General features: G+C 63.2%; 13 protein-coding genes. All 13 read left to right on the top strand.

The window, feature by feature from the left end:
* On the top strand, positions 1-632 hold a 632-nt coding region (gene epsE / locus AB4Z11_RS04945; RefSeq protein ID WP_442023098.1), incomplete at its 5' end, for a polysaccharide export protein EpsE.
* Between the two features lie 16 nt (positions 633-648).
* A complete protein-coding gene (epsF, locus tag AB4Z11_RS04950) occupies positions 649-2,058 on the top strand; it encodes a chain length determinant protein EpsF (RefSeq protein WP_442023099.1) in 1,410 nt (469 codons plus the stop codon).
* A 13-nt stretch (positions 2,059-2,071) separates the two neighbouring features.
* Positions 2,072-2,944, top strand: coding sequence for a chain length determinant protein tyrosine kinase EpsG (gene epsG, locus AB4Z11_RS04955; protein ID WP_442023100.1), 873 nt, complete (start codon positions 2,072-2,074; stop codon positions 2,942-2,944).
* Positions 2,945-2,946: 2 nt separating this feature from the next.
* The gene (gene xrtB, locus AB4Z11_RS04960) at positions 2,947-3,825 is read left to right on the top strand and encodes an exosortase B (protein ID WP_442023101.1); all 879 of its coding nucleotides are present in this window, start codon (positions 2,947-2,949) and stop codon (positions 3,823-3,825) included.
* Entirely contained in the window at positions 3,822-4,508 is a 687-nt protein-coding gene (gene epsI, locus AB4Z11_RS04965) for an exosortase-associated protein EpsI, B-type (protein ID WP_442023102.1), read from the top strand. The genes xrtB and epsI overlap by 4 nt, the downstream gene beginning before the upstream one ends.
* Positions 4,505-6,085, top strand: a complete 1,581-nt coding sequence (locus AB4Z11_RS04970) for a hypothetical protein (RefSeq protein ID WP_442023103.1) — start codon at positions 4,505-4,507, stop codon at positions 6,083-6,085. The genes epsI and AB4Z11_RS04970 overlap by 4 nt, the downstream gene beginning before the upstream one ends.
* A 169-nt stretch (positions 6,086-6,254) precedes the next feature.
* A complete protein-coding gene (locus AB4Z11_RS04975) occupies positions 6,255-8,630 on the top strand; it encodes a heparinase II/III domain-containing protein (protein ID WP_442023104.1) in 2,376 nt (791 codons plus the stop codon).
* 145 nt (positions 8,631-8,775) lie between these two features.
* Positions 8,776-10,293, top strand: a complete 1,518-nt coding sequence (locus AB4Z11_RS04980) for a lipopolysaccharide biosynthesis protein (RefSeq protein ID WP_442023105.1) — start codon at positions 8,776-8,778, stop codon at positions 10,291-10,293.
* Positions 10,290-11,414: a glycosyltransferase gene (locus AB4Z11_RS04985; RefSeq protein WP_442023106.1), complete on the top strand. Its 1,125-nt coding sequence runs from the start codon at positions 10,290-10,292 to the stop codon at positions 11,412-11,414. Before AB4Z11_RS04980 ends, AB4Z11_RS04985 begins: the two co-directional genes overlap by 4 nt.
* On the top strand, positions 11,411-12,388 hold the full coding sequence (locus AB4Z11_RS04990; RefSeq protein ID WP_442023107.1) for a glycosyltransferase: 978 nt from the start codon (positions 11,411-11,413) through the stop codon (positions 12,386-12,388). The genes AB4Z11_RS04985 and AB4Z11_RS04990 overlap by 4 nt, the downstream gene beginning before the upstream one ends.
* 2 nt (positions 12,389-12,390) lie before the next feature.
* Positions 12,391-13,620: a glycosyltransferase gene (locus AB4Z11_RS04995; protein WP_442023108.1), complete on the top strand. Its 1,230-nt coding sequence runs from the start codon at positions 12,391-12,393 to the stop codon at positions 13,618-13,620.
* Positions 13,610-14,947, top strand: a complete 1,338-nt coding sequence (locus tag AB4Z11_RS05000; RefSeq protein ID WP_442023109.1) for a phenylacetate--CoA ligase family protein — start codon at positions 13,610-13,612, stop codon at positions 14,945-14,947. Before AB4Z11_RS04995 ends, AB4Z11_RS05000 begins: the two co-directional genes overlap by 11 nt.
* Positions 14,944-16,011: a glycosyltransferase family 4 protein gene (locus AB4Z11_RS05005; RefSeq protein ID WP_442023110.1), complete on the top strand. Its 1,068-nt coding sequence runs from the start codon at positions 14,944-14,946 to the stop codon at positions 16,009-16,011. The genes AB4Z11_RS05000 and AB4Z11_RS05005 overlap by 4 nt, the downstream gene beginning before the upstream one ends.
* Positions 16,012-16,051: the final 40 nt, after the last annotated feature.

Raw genomic sequence — 16,051 nt, forward strand, 5'->3', positions numbered from 1 at the left:
GCATGACTTTCCCGCTGCTGGGCCAGGTCGAAGTCGGTGGCCTGACGGTGCCGGAAGCGGAAAAGAAAATCGGCGGCTTGCTGGAGAAGGGCGGCTATGTGCGCAAGGCGCAGGTCAACCTGATCGTGTCGCAAGTGGCCAGCGCGCAGGTGTCGGTGCTGGGGATGGTGAATCGTCCGGGCCGCTATCCGCTGGAAGGCGGCAAGCGCGGCGTGATGGACATGCTGGCGCAGGCGGGCGGCTTCAATGCCGACGGCGGCGACACCGTGACCCTGGTGCGCAATCGTAACGGACAGGTCACCAAGACGGTGGTCGACGTGGTCGACATCGTGCGCAACGGCGCCATGGATAAAGACATGGAACTGGCGCCGGGCGATGTGATCTACGCGGAACGCAGCCCGCACTTCTACATCTATGGCGAAGTGCAGCGTCCCGGCTCCTTCCGCCTGGAACGCCAGATGACCGTGGCACAGGCGCTGGCGGTGGGCGGTGGACTGACCCCGCGCGGCACCGAGCGCGGCACCCGCATCAAGCGCCGCAACGGCGACGGTTCCATGCACGTGGTCGATGCGAAAGCCGACGACCTGGTGCAAACCGACGACGTCATATACATCAAGGAGAGCTGGTTCTGACCGGCAGGGGACTATTATGAATTTTGCCCAGTTTCTGCTGATCCTCCGCGCCCGCAAGCGCATCGTGCTGCTGACCTTGCTCGTGACGGTGTGCGCCACCCTCGTTGTCAGCTTCCTGCTGCCCAAGACCTATAAAGCCACCAGCTCGCTGGTGATGAACTTCAAGGGCATCGACCCGCTGACCGGGCTGACATTGCCGGGCAACCTGTTGCCAGGCTATATGGCCACCCAGATCGACATCATCAGCAGCAAGAACGTGGCGCTGCGCGTGGTGGACCAGCTGAAGCTGGCCGATAGCCCCGCCGTCATCCAGCAATTCCAGGAATCGACGGATGGCCACGGCACCGTGCGCGACTGGCTGGCCGAGCTGCTGCAGAAGAAGCTCGAAATCGTGCCGTCGAAAGAAAGCTCGGTGGTGGACGTGACCTTCAAGGGTTCCGATCCGCAATTCGTGGCGGCGGTGGCCAATGCCTTCGCCGACGAATACATGAAGGCCACGGTGCAGCTGCGCGTCGATCCGATGCGCAAGGCGACCCATTACTTCGACAACCAGCTCAAGGTACTGCGCGATAACCTGGAGGCGGCTCAGGCCAAGCTCTCCAAGTATCAGCAGGACCACGGCATCGTCAGCCTGGACAATCGCCTGGACGTGGAGAACCAGCGCCTGAACGACCTGTCCACCCAGCTGGTGATGGCGCAATCGCAGTCGATGGAAGCGGCCTCGCGCCAGGCCATGGCGCGCGGCCAGGGCGGCGAATCGCCTGACGTGGCGGGCAGCCCGGTGGTGCAGAACCTGAAGCTGCAGCTGGCCACCGCCGACAGCAAGCTGGCCGAATTGAACCAGCGCCTGGGCCAGAACCATCCGCAGGTGCAAAGCGCTCGCGCGGAAGCGGAACGCCTGCGCCGCGCGCTGCGTGAGAACACCGCCATCACCTCGGCTTCCGTCAGCAATAACGCCGGCATCTTCGCCCAGCGCGAAGCGGCCCTGCGCGCAGCGCTGGCGGAGCAGAAATCCAAGGTGCTGGAGCTGAACCGCTATCGCGACGAGATGAATGTGATGAACAAGGATGTCGAAAGCGCCCAGCACGCCTTCGACAACGCGTCGATGCGCTTCTCTCAGACCCGTATCGAAGGCCAGTCCGATCAGTCCGACGTGTCGGTGCTGAATCCGGCCGTGCCGCCGATTGAACCGGCTGGTCCGAAGATCATCCTGAACACCGTGCTGTCGCTATTCCTGGGCAGCATGCTGGGCATTGGCCTGGCGATGCTGGCCGAGATGTTCGACCGCCGCGTGCGTTCCGCCACCGACCTGTCGGAAGTGGTGCAGATCCCCGTGCTGGGCGCCATCGACTGGAATCCGCCCAAGCCGCGCCGCTTTGGTCCGCTGCGCCTGAATCCGCCGCGCCGCCAGCTGAGCATGAACTGAAATGGAGTCTGCCATGAATCATCCTTACCCCATCAACTCTGGTTTGGGCCACAATGCGCGCCAGGCCAGCATCGGTGCACTGCTGCTGGAGTCCGGCAAGATCACGCCGGAAAATGCCGAGAATGTGCTGGCCTTGCAGCGGGAGGAGGGCATCCGCTTCGGCGAGGCGGCCCGCCGTCTGGGCCTGGTGGACGAAGCCGATATCCAGCAGGTGCTGGCGCGCCAGTTCGACTATCCCTATGTGCAGGTGGGCGAGAATCAGTATTCGCCCAAGCTGGTGGCGGCCTTTCAACCCTTCAGCCGCCAGGTGGAAATGCTGCGCGCCGTCCGCAGCCAGCTGATGATGCGCTGGTTCGCGCGCGGCCGCAAGGCGCTGGCGATTGTCGGCGCCGGTCCGGGCGATGGCGCCAGCCTGTTCGCCGCCAACCTGGCGGTGGTGTTCTCGCAACTGGGCGAGAACACGCTGCTGGTGGATGCCAATCTGCGCCACCCCAGCCAGCACACCATCTTCGATCTGCAAGGGCGCCTGGGCTTGTCCGACATGCTGGCCGGCCGCGCCAGCATGGATTCGGTGGCGCCGATCGATGGTTTCGTTTCGCTGTCCGTGCTGTCGGCGGGCACCGAGCCGCCTAATCCGGCCGAGCTGCTGGCGCGCCACGCTTTCGGCGGCCTGAATACGCAGCTGGAAGCGATGCACGATATCGTGCTGTACGACTGCGCGGATCTGGCCACGGCGTCCGATGCGCTGCCAGTGATGGCGCGCGCGCATGGCGTGCTGGTGGTGGTGCGCAAGAATAAGACTTCGCTGTACGATGTGGCCGCCCTGGGCGAGCAGGCGGCCCAGGCAGGTTGCGAAGTGGTGGGCTCGGTCCTGGTCGACTTCTGATCATGCAAAGCACTCTGGACGCCCATCCCAACAGCCTGACATCCCTGAAGGCAGTGCTGCCTGAGTGGTGGCCCGTCGTGCTGGGCATGCTGGTGCTGTTCGTGCCCACTTTCTATACGCTGTTCAGCGGCCTGTGGTCGACCGAAGAGCAGGCGCATGGGCCGATCATTCTCGGCCTGTCGCTGTGGCTGATGTATCGCCAGTGGCCGGACATGATGGCCCGCACCGAAGGCCAGCCGCAGAGCGCCGGCTGGATTGCGGCCGGCATCGGCCTGCTGCTGTATATCCTGGGCCGTTCGCAGCAGATCATCGCCTTCGAAATCCTGTCCTTCGTGATTCTGCTGGCCGCCGTGCTGATGCTGAAATGCGGACGCGGCGCCATGCGCGTGCAGTGGTTCGCTTTCTTCTTCATGCTGTTCATGGTGCCGCTACCGGGTCCGCTGGTGAGCATGCTGACCATGCCGATGAAGATGGCGGTGTCCTGGGCCACTGAACATGTGCTGTTCGCCATGGGTTATCCGATCGCGCGCAGCGGTGTGATTCTGCAGGTTGGCCAGTACCAGCTGCTGGTGGCCGATGCCTGCGCCGGCTTGCAGACCCTGCTCACGCTGGAAGCGCTGGGTCTGTTCTACCTGAACGTGGTGCGCCATTCCTCGACCTTCCGCAATATCGCGCTGGCCATGCTGATWWTTCCGATCTCGTTCACCGCGAACGTGATCCGCGTCATCACGCTGTCGCTGGTGACCTACTACATGGGTGATGAAGCGGGGCAGGGCTTCCTGCATGGCTTCGCGGGCATGGTGCTGTTCATTACTGCGCTGGTACTGATTATCAGCGTTGACTCCTTCCTTCAGTGGTTCGTCAAATGGCGCAATTCATGAAAAAGTCGATGATGGTCAGTCTGACCCTCGGCGCCTTGATGGTGTCGTCGGCGGCGGTGACCAAGGTCGTGACGCCATCGGTGAAGATGGCGGACGCGCAGGGCCGCTTCAGCCTGGCCCAGATGGTGCCGCAGTCTTTCGGCGACTGGCGCGAAGACACGTCCATTATTCCCCTGCAGGTCGATCCGGCCACGCAGGCCAAGCTGGACAAGATCTATAACCAGACGCTGGCGCGCACTTATATCAATGGCGCAGGGCAGCGCATCATGCTGTCCATCGCTTACGGCGGCGACCAGGGCGACAATATGGGTGTGCACAAACCCGAGGTGTGCTACACCGCGCAGGGCTTCGATGTCAGCGGCGCCAAAACCGGCAGCATTCCCACCGCATTTGGTGCGCTGCCTGTGAAGCGCCTGTACGCGGTGGCTGGCGCGCGCAATGAGCCGATCACCTACTGGATCACGGTCGGCAGGAAGGCAACGCTGCCCGGCATGCAGCAGCGCTTGCAGGAACTGCGCTACGGCCTGACCGGCAAGGTGCCGGATGGGATGCTGGTACGCGTGTCCAGCATCGGCGCGGATACCGCGGTTGCCTATTCGCTGCAGGAGTCGTTCATCAAATCGCTGCTGCAATCGATGGACGAGGCCTCGCGTGTGCGCTTGATTGGAGTGTTTGACGCATGAAGCTGCCGTTTTTCCGCAAGCCGGCCATGGCGGGCGCCGCCGGTGGTGCGCGTAGCGCTGCACCGCTGCGCCGCGCGCCGGACCGCAGTATCCCGCTGGTGCTGCTGCTGCCTTTCCTGTTGCTGGCGGCCTTTGTCGGCATGGTGGGCGGCCTCGATTCGCCGGCGCTGGTCGCCATTATCGGCGCGGCCGTGCTGTCGGTGCTGCTGCTGTTCGTGCTGCCGCTGTACGGCATGTTCCTGTGCCTGTTCGTTCTGACGTTCCTGATACAGGGCTCGGCGCTCTATTTCGCCGGCTTCAAGGCTGCGACCTGGCTGGCTTTCGGCCTGGCCATCCTGTTCTTCTTCCGCGCGCTGCTGGACCTGGTGACGAAACGCCAGCGCGGCGTGCGCACCATGCCGGGCGATGGTTCCTCGGTGCCGGTGGCGGCCGTGCTGTTCATCGTCTGCTTTGCTGTCAGTATCGTATTCAACCGTATTCCAAAGGCGCAGATGGCGTCCGCCATCAAGTCCACGCTGCCGATGTTCTCCGTGCTGTTCGCGCTGTACTGGTTCGCGTGGAAGGAAGCGCAGCTTGAGCGCATCTGGAAGCTATTCTCCATCGTCGTGCTGCTGCAGGTGCCGGTCGTGCTGTATCAGCACTTCGTCGTCGCCAGCGCCACCACTTTTGACGCCATCGTCGGCACCTTCGGTGGTACGCCCGGCGCCGGCGGCAACAGCGCCGTGATGGTGTTCTTCACCGTGTTGACCATGGGTTATGCGGCGGCGCGCTGGCAGGCGGGGCTGCTGTCGCGGCGCGCCATGCTGGGCATGATGTTTGTCGGTCTGGCCATCATCATGCTGGGTGAAGTGAAGGCGGCCTTCATCTGGCTGCCGCTGGTGCTGGGCTGGGTGCTGCGCAAGCGCATTCTGAAAAGCGTGTTCGCCTTCATTGGCTTCGGCCTGCTGGTGGGTGTCTTCGTCGGCACGACCTATATCGTGTACGACGCCCTGTACTGGGGCAAGAAGGTCGACTCCGGCCGCTCCGTGGCGGACAAGCTGGATAAGGGCGGTGGCTACTTCTTCGATCCGAATAACGTCAACTACCRCACCGGCGAAATCAGCCGCGGCGCATCGATCGCGATCTGGGCGCACGACCCGCAAGAGACCATGCCGCGCCGCCTGGTCGGCTATGGTCCCGGCTCCATCAAGCCTGCCGGTCTGATGGGCGCAGGCGAGGTCGCATTGCGCTACGCACCGCTGCACCTGGATGCCACGGCACTTGCAATCTTGTTGTGGGACCTGGGCGTATTGGGCGCTGCCGCTTATGGCTCCATGCTACTGTTTGGACTGCTTGCCGCATGGCGCTATGTGCGGCAGGGCAGGGGAACGCCGGCCCAGCGCGCGATAGCCGACACCTGTGTGGCCGCCATGCTGCTGTTCCTCATGATGCTGATTTACAGCCGGGCAGTCATGGATGAGCCGACCGCGCAATTGCTGCTGATGCTATGCCTCGGAACCGTCGTTCAGTTATGCCGGTTTACCGAGTCTAAGAAAGCTGCTGCCAAGCGGTTAACACCTGTTGCAAGAATGGCTTGACATTTCTTTTCGTCTGTGTATTTTTCGCGCGACATTTGTTAAAAAGTGCCGTACGGAAATGAATTTTGCTGCCGATGGATGTACACTTTCCGTTCCTTCCCGAATCAAGGCTTACGCTGTTCTGAACGCAAGTTGTTGATTTGATTATGAATTGCGTGGAGAGTATTACATGAAACCGTTCAAAGCCGGCATTTTACAATTGGCTGTGTTCTCCGCACTGGCCACCCTCGCGTCGGCAAGCCATGCCGACTGGGCAACCTCAGTCAATATCGAAGCCGTGCGCCCAGCGCCGGACAAGATGCAGCTGCAGCCACAGAATCCGCCGGGCTTCTCGTGGTCGCGCTATCCCACTGCCACTTCCAGCACGTGGTATCTGGTCGTCGTTCAGCCGCCTGCGGGCGGCGCGCCAATCAAATCGGTAGTGTCGCGTAACTGGCTGCTGCCGACGCACGCTTTCACCGCTTCCGGCATCTACACCTGGAAAGTGGCGCCGTTCACCTACACCCAGGCGATGGCGGATGCCGCCGCTGCCGCGCGTTCAAAGAACATCGCGGCGGGCCGCAACACCGCGCAGGTTGAAGCGGCGGTCGAAGCAGCCATCGTGCCGCTGGCCGAACCGGTGGCCACCAACTGGTCTACCGTGCGCAGCTTCTCGCTGGACTCTACAGCGATGACCTTCCAGGTGCCGGACAGCGCCACTCTGCGCGACAACGTGATCAACCACGGCCGGACCCGCATGCTGTCGAAATATTTTGTCCCATACAGCAAATGGACTGCGGCCATGATCACCGAGCGCGGCGACGCCGTGCGGCGCCTGATCGAAAGCGTACAGTCGCGCATGACGATGACGGCAGTGAAAGATACCGACTGGCCGCTGCCTTACTCGGGCACCATGACCAGCGCACTGAGCGCGCAGAACAACGATATCCGCAACCGCATCAACAAGACCTCCTGGCAAGTGGAAGCTGCAGCCTTGCTGTATCGCCTGAAGCTGGGCGAAGCAACGGCGCCTGCTTACCTGAATGAAGCGCTGAAGCGTGGCGACGAACTGGCGGCCCTGAGCAATAGCGGTCCGACCAGCTACGCCACCCAGGACCAGGCGACGCGCGCCATCGCGCTGTCGCTGTCGAAGGCGCTGGATATGCTGTGGACAAATATCGATGCGACCCGCCGCGCCCGGTGGCAGGCTGCGATCACCGCCCGCACCACCGACATTTACAACGACCTGGCCGGCAGCAATGGCCGCATGGACCAGTACCCGTATGACGCCCACGGCGGCAATACGCTCGGCTTCCTGGCGCTGATCGCCGCGCTGAACGTGGGCGATGTGCCGCAGGCGCAAGGGTGGTTCGACTTCGCCGTGCGGACTTACGTGCACCAGGTTTATACGTGGAGCGGTCCGGAAGGCGGCTACGCTAATGGTACGGCTTATGGCCAGGCTGCCGCGGACTTCTCCGTGCAGATCTGGGACCCGCTGAGCCAGGCGCTGGGCGTGTCGATCTACCGCAAGCCATGGTCGGACGGCTTCCTGCGCTTCATGGCCCACTTCGTACCGCCTGGTTCGCCGAACCATGTGTTCGGCGACGGCCACGAAGATTCACCGAACACCTATCTGCTGAAGGCCTTTGCCTCGCGCTTCGACACGCCGGTTGCGAAGTGGTACTACCAGAGCATGTCGGGCGTGGAAGATCCGCTGACCCTGCTGCAGGCGCCGTCGCCGCTGCCGGCCACCACGCCAAGCACGGCAACGCCTCCGCCGAATGCCGGCATGTATCCGAGCGTGGGCTGGGCCGCGATGCACAGTTCGATGGCTGATCCGAAGCGTACGTCGCTGTACTTCAAGTCCAGCCCCTACGGTTCGTACAACCACAGCCACGGTGACCAGAACAGCATCGTGCTGAACAGCGGCGGCAAGCGTCTGCTGATGGAAGCGGGCTACTACGACTGGTACGGCTCGCCGCTGTGGACCAGCTGGTACCGCGCCACCAAGTCGCACAATGCCATCACTTACGACAATGGCATTGGTCAGAAGACGGACGGCAATACGGTCAACCTGGGCCGCAACGGCAAGATCACCGGCTTCTCGACCACTGCTGCGATGGACTATGTGGAAGGCGATGCAACGCCGGCCTTTGAAGGCGCCGTCTCGCTGGCCAACCGCAAGGTATGGTATCTGCGCAGCCAGAATCTGGCGGTGGTGATGGATAGCCTGACCGCACCGGCAGCGCACTCCTTCGAGTGGAACTTCCACGCGCCGGTAACGATCGCGCCGCAGTCCGACGGCAGCGCGACCATCGTCAACGGCGACCAGTCGGTGTGCGTGCGTTCGATTACGCCAGGCACCACGCTGGTGAAGCGTACGGGGCCGGCGCCGCTGACCGGCTTCGAAGACCACGCGGCTTTCACGCGTCCTTCGGCAACCAAGGCTGAGTTCCTGGTGTTGCTGGATGTGGGCTGCAAGAAGCCTGCAGTCAGCCTGACCACGGGTTCCAGCAGCCGTACGCTGACCGTGGGTAGCCAGACCATCACGCTGCCATTGCCGTAACCAAACACCTGCAGCCATGCCGAAACGGCGGATCGTTTGATCCGCCGTTTTTTTTCACCCTGCGCACGATTGAACGCATCCGGAACGCGAGAATTTGGTCAAATTGTTATACTAAATTCAAGATTTTTCGCGAGAGCATGCCGACATGACAGCGCCATATTCCGGACGCCAAACGCGTCGCAACATCGTGGCTTTCCTGGCCGGCAAGGTCCCCACAGCACTGCTGACAGCAGCCGTGCTGGGGCTGTCCGCAAGGGTACTTCCGGCCGCCGATTTCGGTTACTACGTGATCGGTATGGCCTTCATCGAACTGGCGCTGGGCCTGTCCACGCTGGGTCTTGACTGGGTTCTGCTGCGCTTCATTCCTGATGTGCGCCTGCACGGCAATCGCCGCGCGCTGGCCGGGCTGGTGTCCGGCGTGCTGTGCGGCCGCCTGCTTGTGTTGTCGGCAGTGGCGGCGTGCATGCTGCTGTGGCGTGATGCGCTGCATGCCGCGACGGGCTTCCCGCCCGAAYTGGCGGGCATTCTGGCCGCGCTGCTGGTTGTCGAAGGCGGCATGCGCGTGCTGCGCGATAACACGCTGGAAGCGATGGCCATGCAAAGCTGCATGCAGATTGCGACGCTGCTCAAAGGTTCGATCGTCGCGGCAGCCTTGCTGGCCATGGGCCGCGGCGATGCGCACGGCACCGCGCAAGGATTGCTGCTGGCCGAACTGGCAGCCGCAAGCGCGACGCTGCTGCTGTCCGCCGGCTTCGTGCTGTACGCGATGCGCGCTTTGCCGCCGCTTCCTCAACCTGGCTGGCGGCGCGCCAGCTTTGCGCAGATGCGCAGGGTCGCGCAGCACAACTACGCCAGCGGCATTGTGGAATATCTGTATTCGCCTTCCTTCCTGCTTCTGCTGCTGGCGCGCGTGCAAACGCCGGAGGCGATGGCCGGTGTCGGTTTTGTGCTGCGCCTGACGGACATCATCCGCAACTACATGCCGGGCATGGTGATCTTTTCCGTGGTGCGCTCGCGCATGATCGGCGCTTACGCCGGCAACGGCGATTACGCGGAGTTGCAGCGCTGGGCGCATTTTGTTTTCAAGATCAGCGCGCTGACCTTGCTGCCGGTGCTGGCCGTCGCCGTGGTGTATGGCGATCTGGTTCTGCGGCTGGCCAGCGGCGGACGCTTCGCCGAATACCACGCGCTGTTTGCCGTGCTGTGCGCGTGGCTTGCGCTGCGCCTGCATCGCCTGATTCTGAACGTCGTCTGCAATGCCATCGGCCTGATGGGCATGTGGGCGCGCGCTGCGTTGTGTTCCTTGTTTGTACTGCCGATCCTGTACCTGGTGGGCTTTGAACATCTGGGTGTGTGGTTCGTTGCCATGGCTTTGCTGGGCAATGAAATCGTCATCAACTCGATGGTGGTAGCGGGCATGCGCGCACAAGGCTTCCTGTGGCCGTTGGGCTTGCGCTGGTGGAGCAGGGCGCTCGCCGCGCTGGTTGCGGCAATGTTTGTTGCGTGGCTGGTGCCGGGGCAAAGCGTGCTCGCTGCCATCGCAGGAGGTCTGCTGCTGTGCGCCGTATTCGTTGTAGCTCTGCTATTGTCCGGCGTCATCGACAAGATGGACCGCAATCTGATCAACCGGGCCTTGGGCCGCCAGCTGTTGTCTGAAGCATGATGAGAATCCTCGCAATTTATCCCGGCTTGAATCCGGTGTTTGACGAAGTGGCTTACGCCTTGCCGCCATTGGTGGCGCATGGTTCCGCGGTGCGCGTGATTACCTCGCGCGTGTCTGCGCTGAAAAGCACCGAGCAAGGTGTCGACTTCGAAAATTTCAATGGCGTGGAAATTCATCGCGTCTTCCCTGATCTGGTTTCCTTGTCGCAGCGGCCGGAGGACTATCTGTCTTCCGTCGAAAAGCTGGCGGATGATTTCGAACCTGATGTGCTGCTGGTGAATTCCTTTCATACCTTGCCGCTGCTGTCGCGCCTGCGCGAACGCTACAAGGTGCCGGTGCTGCTGCGCGTGGAATCGGCCGATCCGAGTTTGCTGGTGCGGCGCCGCTATTACGGCGGCGTCCCGGCACTGGGCCGCATCGCAGGGCGCATGCGCTGGTGGCAGGTGTGCGGGCAGGTCGATGCCGTCATGAGCAACGACCCGGCCGATCTGCCGGCGCTGGCGCGCATTGGCCTGCGCGGCCGGCGTGCTTACTACGCAGCGCACTGTGCACAGCGGCCGCCGGAATGGCGTCCGGCCAAACAGCGCAATCGCGATGAGATGATTTACATCGGTTCGCTGATCCGCCACAAGAACTGCACGCGCTGGCTCGAAACGGTGCCCGCGATTCTTGAGCAAACGCCGGTTGAACGTTTTGTTGTCATCGGCCGCGGACCATATCTGCATGTGGTGGAGGAGCTGAAGAAGCGCTTCGGCAGCCGCATTGAGCACATTACGGGCGTGACGCGCCTGGAAGCGCTGGAGCGCCTGTCATCCGCTTACTTCGCCTACACCGAGAGCAATTCAGGCTGGGGTTTCCTGTGCGACGCTTGGTCCACGCGCACGCCGGTGCTGTGCCCCCAGTCGACCTTCAGCATCGTCCCTGGCTGGACCGGCATGATGCCGCAGGATATTCCAACGTTGACCGCCACCATTCGCCGCCTATACGAAGACGATGAATACTACGCTGCTCTGCAGGACGGCGGTGCGCTGCGCTACGCATCCGAGCACACGGCCGACGTGGTGAGCAAGCAGTACCTCCAAATTCTGCGCGAAGTGGTGGCAGAGGGGCGCAAGCCATGATTCACGTACTCCTTTCGCAAGCGGGCGGCTACCGCGACATCATCGACTACCTCGCCGGGCGGGGAGCGCGTGTGACCGTCGTCGGACCGGAACCGCGCGAAGGCATACGCGGAAAGAAGGAGATTGTGCTGTCCATGCTGTCGCCGCGCGTGCTGCGTGCGCGCGGACTGTGGGGGCGCAATGATCGTGTGCTGATCGTTGGCTGGCAAGCCTTGYCGGTGCTGGCGCTGATTAAGGCGGGGGTGTTGCCGCGTCCTGAACGCCTGCTGGTGATGGGTTGCTTCATCCACGGCGAACGGGCACGCAATATCGTGAACGGCGCCTGGCGCAAGCTGCGCTTTCCCGGCCTTGGCTTCATCACTTTCTCGCACGGCGAAACGCGCAATCTGATTGATGCGGTGGGCATGCCGCCGGAGAGCGTGCACTTCCACCTGTGGCGCCAAGAGCTGGATGGCCAGGCGCAGGCGCAAGGTGAGGACGGCAGCATTTTTGCCGGCGGCTTTTCGAACCGCGATTACGATCTGCTGCTGCAAGCCGCCGAGCCGCTGGCTGCGCCGCTGGTGATTGTCGCCTCGGCGCGCAACAGCATTGCGGCGCCGGCGAGCGATCGCATCAGGATTCACCGCGATCTGCCCGAAGCTGAATTCGAAGACCTGCTGGCGCGCAGTTCGGTGGTTGCCATGCCGCTGCGCAGCCAGGGTGAAGCCTGCGGGCAAAGCGTGCTGCTGCGCGTGCTCCGCAACGGCAAACCGCTGGTGGCGACGCGCCATGAGTCGATTGAAGAATACCTCGGCGCCGACTATCCCGGCTTCGTGCCGCACAACGATGTCGGCGCCATGCGCACGGCGCTGGCCTCCGCACTAAATGAACCGTCGCTGCGCGCGACGCTGTCCGAACGCATCCGCCAGGCCGGCCGCAAGCTGGAGCAGCGTGGCGATCCGGGCGCGGAAATTGAACAGTTTTTATTGGCTTGAATATGAAACGCTTGCGCATACTGCAGCTCGTACCGGAGCCGCTGCCGACATTCCGGGCCGATGTGGCCACGTTGTTCGGCAAATACCTGCCGCGCTACGGCGTCGAATGCCACCTGGTCGGAAAAGGCAGCGCGGCACCGCTCGACGCGGACGGGCAGGGCGGTTTCGCCTCGCAGCGCCGATCGCAATCCGGTGGACGCCTGAAAGCTGAACTGTCCTTTGCTGTACTGTGCCTGCGCGCGCTGCTCGGCGCAAATCGCAGCAACTGCGATCTGATTCAGGTGCGCGACATGGTCAGCATTGGCCTGCTCGCGCTGATGGTCGCGCGCATCAAACGCATTCCGATGTCCTACTGGGTTTCCTATTTGATGAGCGAAGGCCGTATCGAACGCGCACGCACCGATCTCGCGCGCCGCGGCGGCTTGCGTCCCAGGCTGGTGCTGGCGAAAGGTCTGATCGAACAATGGCTGCTGTACCGCGTAGTGCTGCCGCGTGCCGATCACGTCTTCGTGCAAAGCGAAGCGATGGCCGCATTGATGGCCAGTCGCGGTGTGCCGCCTTCGCGCCTGTGCGCCGTACCGATGGGCGTGGACATGGAAAACGTCGCGGCCGGCGGCCTGGCGCCGCGCCAGTGGTCTGGCTGGGAAGGCCGCCCGGTGATCGCCTACCTCGGCACGCTGGACCGCGCACGCTGCCTGGATAAAGTCATTGAAGCACTGGTGCTGGTGCGGCGCCAGATCCCCGATGCCTGTCTGCTGCTGATTGGCTCCTCGCCGCGTCCCGAAGACATCACCCTGTGGTTGAATACCGCGAAACAGCGCGGCATCGGCGACGCGGTGCAAGTGACAGGCTGGCTGCATGCCAGCGAGGCCTGGCAGTATCTGCTGGGCGCGCAGGCGGCGGTGTCGTACATCCCGCGCGGCGCGCTGTACGACGTCAGCTCGCCGACCAAGCTACTGGAATATCTCGCGCTGGGCATGCCCTGCGTGGGCAACGATACGCCGGACCAGGCGGCCGTGCTGTCGGCCAGCGACGCGGGTTGGCTGTCCGCCAGCACGGCCGAAGCGATGGCGGAAGGATTGCTTGCCATCCTGCGCGATCCGGAGGCCGCGCGCCGCCGCGCCGCGGCAGGTCCTGAATTTATTGAGGCGGTGCGCAGCTACCGTGTGCTGGGTGAAGCTGTGGCGCGCCGCTATCACGCTGTGCTGGAAGGGGAAGGCCATGCTGTCTGACCTGAGAAAAGAATTGCTGTACGGCGGACGCGCGCTGGTGCGCGACAATGTCCTGAGCCGCAAACTGGTGGACCGCTTGAATCGCCACGAAACCATGGATGACCAGTCGCTGTCCGCCATGCGCAAGGAGTGGCTGCACCGTACGCTGCAAACGGCGATCAACAAGCTGCCCTACTATCGCCACATTCCTCGCAGCTTCTCGGTGGACGAAGCGCCGCAAGCGCTGCGCGAATTCTTCCCCATCGTGGAAAAGCGTACGCTGCTCGATAACGCGGAGGGCATGTATCCGAATGCCGGCAGCAAGCGTCTGTGGGAGGCCCTGGGCAAGACCAGCGGTACCACGGGAACGCCGCTGGTGGTGATCCGCAGCATGCAGTCCGTGCAGATGGAGCAGGCCTTCATCAAGCGCCACTGGACCTGGGGCGGCTACCACGACGGCATGCCGCGCGCGACGCTGCGCGGCGATATGGTGGTCAACCTCGACCAGCAAAACCCGCCGTTCTGGTTCGTGAACCGTTTTAATCGCCAGCTCCTGCTGTCCTCGCGCCACCTGACGGACGCCTGCATCGATCCCATCATCGACAAGATCGAAAGCTTCGGCCCGGCGATGATGCAGGCCTATCCGTCCACCGCTTACACGCTGGCGCAGCATCTCCAGCGCCGCGGCAGGCAGCTCAAAGTGCCTTTCCTGTTCAGCGCATCCGAACCGCTGTATCCGCACCAGCAGGCGCTGATCAACGAACACCTGGCGGGCAAGGTGATGGACATGTACGGCATGGCCGAACGGGTCGCCTTCGCCACACAGTGCGAACATGGCGAAATGCACATCAACCCGGATTACTCCTGGGTCGAAATCGTGGACGATACGGGCCGCCCGACCGATGGCTACGGCCACATCGTCGGCACCACCTTCCATAACCTCGCCATGCCGCTGGTACGTTATCGCCTGAGTGATCGCACGCGCTGGAAGCACGGGCGCTGCGCCTGTGGGCGCAACTTCCCGATGATCGAGTCGGTCACCGGCAAGCTGGAGGACGAGATCACGGGCGGCGACGGCAATCCGGTCAGCCCGTCCGTGCTGACATTCGCGTTCAAGGGCGTGGAGAACATCCGCAAATCGCAGGTGGCGCAGGTTGGCCCCGGCCACTGGGARCTGCGCATCGTGCCGGACAAGAATTTCAATGCTGCGGATCGCGACAAACTGCTGCACAACATCCATCATCTGGTCGACGCGACCGTACGCGTGACCATAGTGATGAAAGACGACCTGCCGAACACCTCGGCCGGAAAATTCCGTTGGGTGATCAACGAATGGCGGGCCGCATGAAGAAGATCGTCATGCTCGGCACCGGCCTGGATACGATGGGTGGTATCGCCTCCGTCGTGCGCGTCTATCAGCAAGCGGGCCTGCTGCAACGCTATGGCATTCGCTACATCGCCACGCACTGCGACGGCGGCAAGCTGCGCAAGCTGCGCGCGATGGTCAATGCCTACGCGACCTTCCTCGGCATGCTGTTGCGCGGCCAGGTTGGCCTGCTGCATGTGCATGTCGCCTCGCGCGCCAGCTTCTGGCGCAAGTCCGGCTTTTTCGCGCTGGCGTTTGCATTTGGCATTCCGTCCATCCTGCACTTGCACGGCGCGGAGTTTGCTCAGTTCTACGGCGACGAATGCGGGCCACTGCGCAAGCGTATCGTGCGCGCCATCTTCAATCGCTGCGAGCGCGTCGTGGTGCTGTCGGATGCGTGGAAGCGCTGGGTGCAGGGCGTCTCGTCCAATCCGCATGTGGAAGCGATCTACAACCCGGTGCTGCTGCCATCGGCCTCGGCGTGGACTGAGCGCCAGCGCGGCGCCGTGCTCTCGCTGGGCCGCCTGGGTAAGCGCAAAGGCAGCTATGACTTGCTGGAAGCCGCCGCGCGGGTGCTGCCCGCCGCACCCGCGGTCGAGCTGCGACTGGGAGGGGATGGCGAGCTGGATGCTGTCCGCACGCGCGCCGCGCAACTGGGCATGGCCGATCATCTGAACTTGCTGGGCTGGGTCAATGGCGAACGCAAGGAACAGCAGCTGGCGGCGGCCATGCTGTACGCGCTGCCGTCCTACAACGAAGGTTTGCCGATGAGTGTTTTGGAGGCGATGGCCGCCGGGCTGCCGGTTCTGGCGACGCCGGTGGGCGGCATTCCGGAAGCGGTGTCCGATGGCGTGGAAGGCTTCCTCGTCCAGCCGGGCGATGTGGACGGCCTGGCTGCACGGCTGGAACAGCTGCTGCAAGACGAAGCGTTGGCGCAGCGCATGGGCGCTGCGGCGCGGCGCAAGGTGGAGACGACGTTCTCCAGCCAGGCCGTGCTGCCGCGTGTTGAAAAGCTCTATCAGGAACTGGGATTTGCGCCTTTATGACTTCACTGGCCTGGARAATCAATCGACTCAAGCTGATGGG

It is taken from the genome of Pseudoduganella sp. RAF53_2, from assembly GCF_052113985.1.
Lineage (GTDB): Bacteria > Pseudomonadota > Gammaproteobacteria > Burkholderiales > Burkholderiaceae_D > Rugamonas.

What these genes read in the sequence shown, in the direction of transcription:
- epsF (WP_442023099.1), top strand. Translation starts at nt 649, where the DNA reads ATGAATTTTGCCCAGTTTCTGCTGATCCTCCGCGCCCGCAAGCGCATC.
- epsG (WP_442023100.1), top strand. Translation starts at nt 2,072, where the DNA reads ATGAATCATCCTTACCCCATCAACTCTGGTTTGGGCCACAATGCGCGC.
- epsI (WP_442023102.1), top strand. Translation starts at nt 3,822, where the DNA reads ATGAAAAAGTCGATGATGGTCAGTCTGACCCTCGGCGCCTTGATGGTG.
- AB4Z11_RS04975 (WP_442023104.1), top strand. Translation starts at nt 6,255, where the DNA reads ATGAAACCGTTCAAAGCCGGCATTTTACAATTGGCTGTGTTCTCCGCA.
- AB4Z11_RS04985 (WP_442023106.1), top strand. Translation starts at nt 10,290, where the DNA reads ATGATGAGAATCCTCGCAATTTATCCCGGCTTGAATCCGGTGTTTGAC.
- AB4Z11_RS04995 (WP_442023108.1), top strand. Translation starts at nt 12,391, where the DNA reads ATGAAACGCTTGCGCATACTGCAGCTCGTACCGGAGCCGCTGCCGACA.
- AB4Z11_RS05005 (WP_442023110.1), top strand. Translation starts at nt 14,944, where the DNA reads ATGAAGAAGATCGTCATGCTCGGCACCGGCCTGGATACGATGGGTGGT.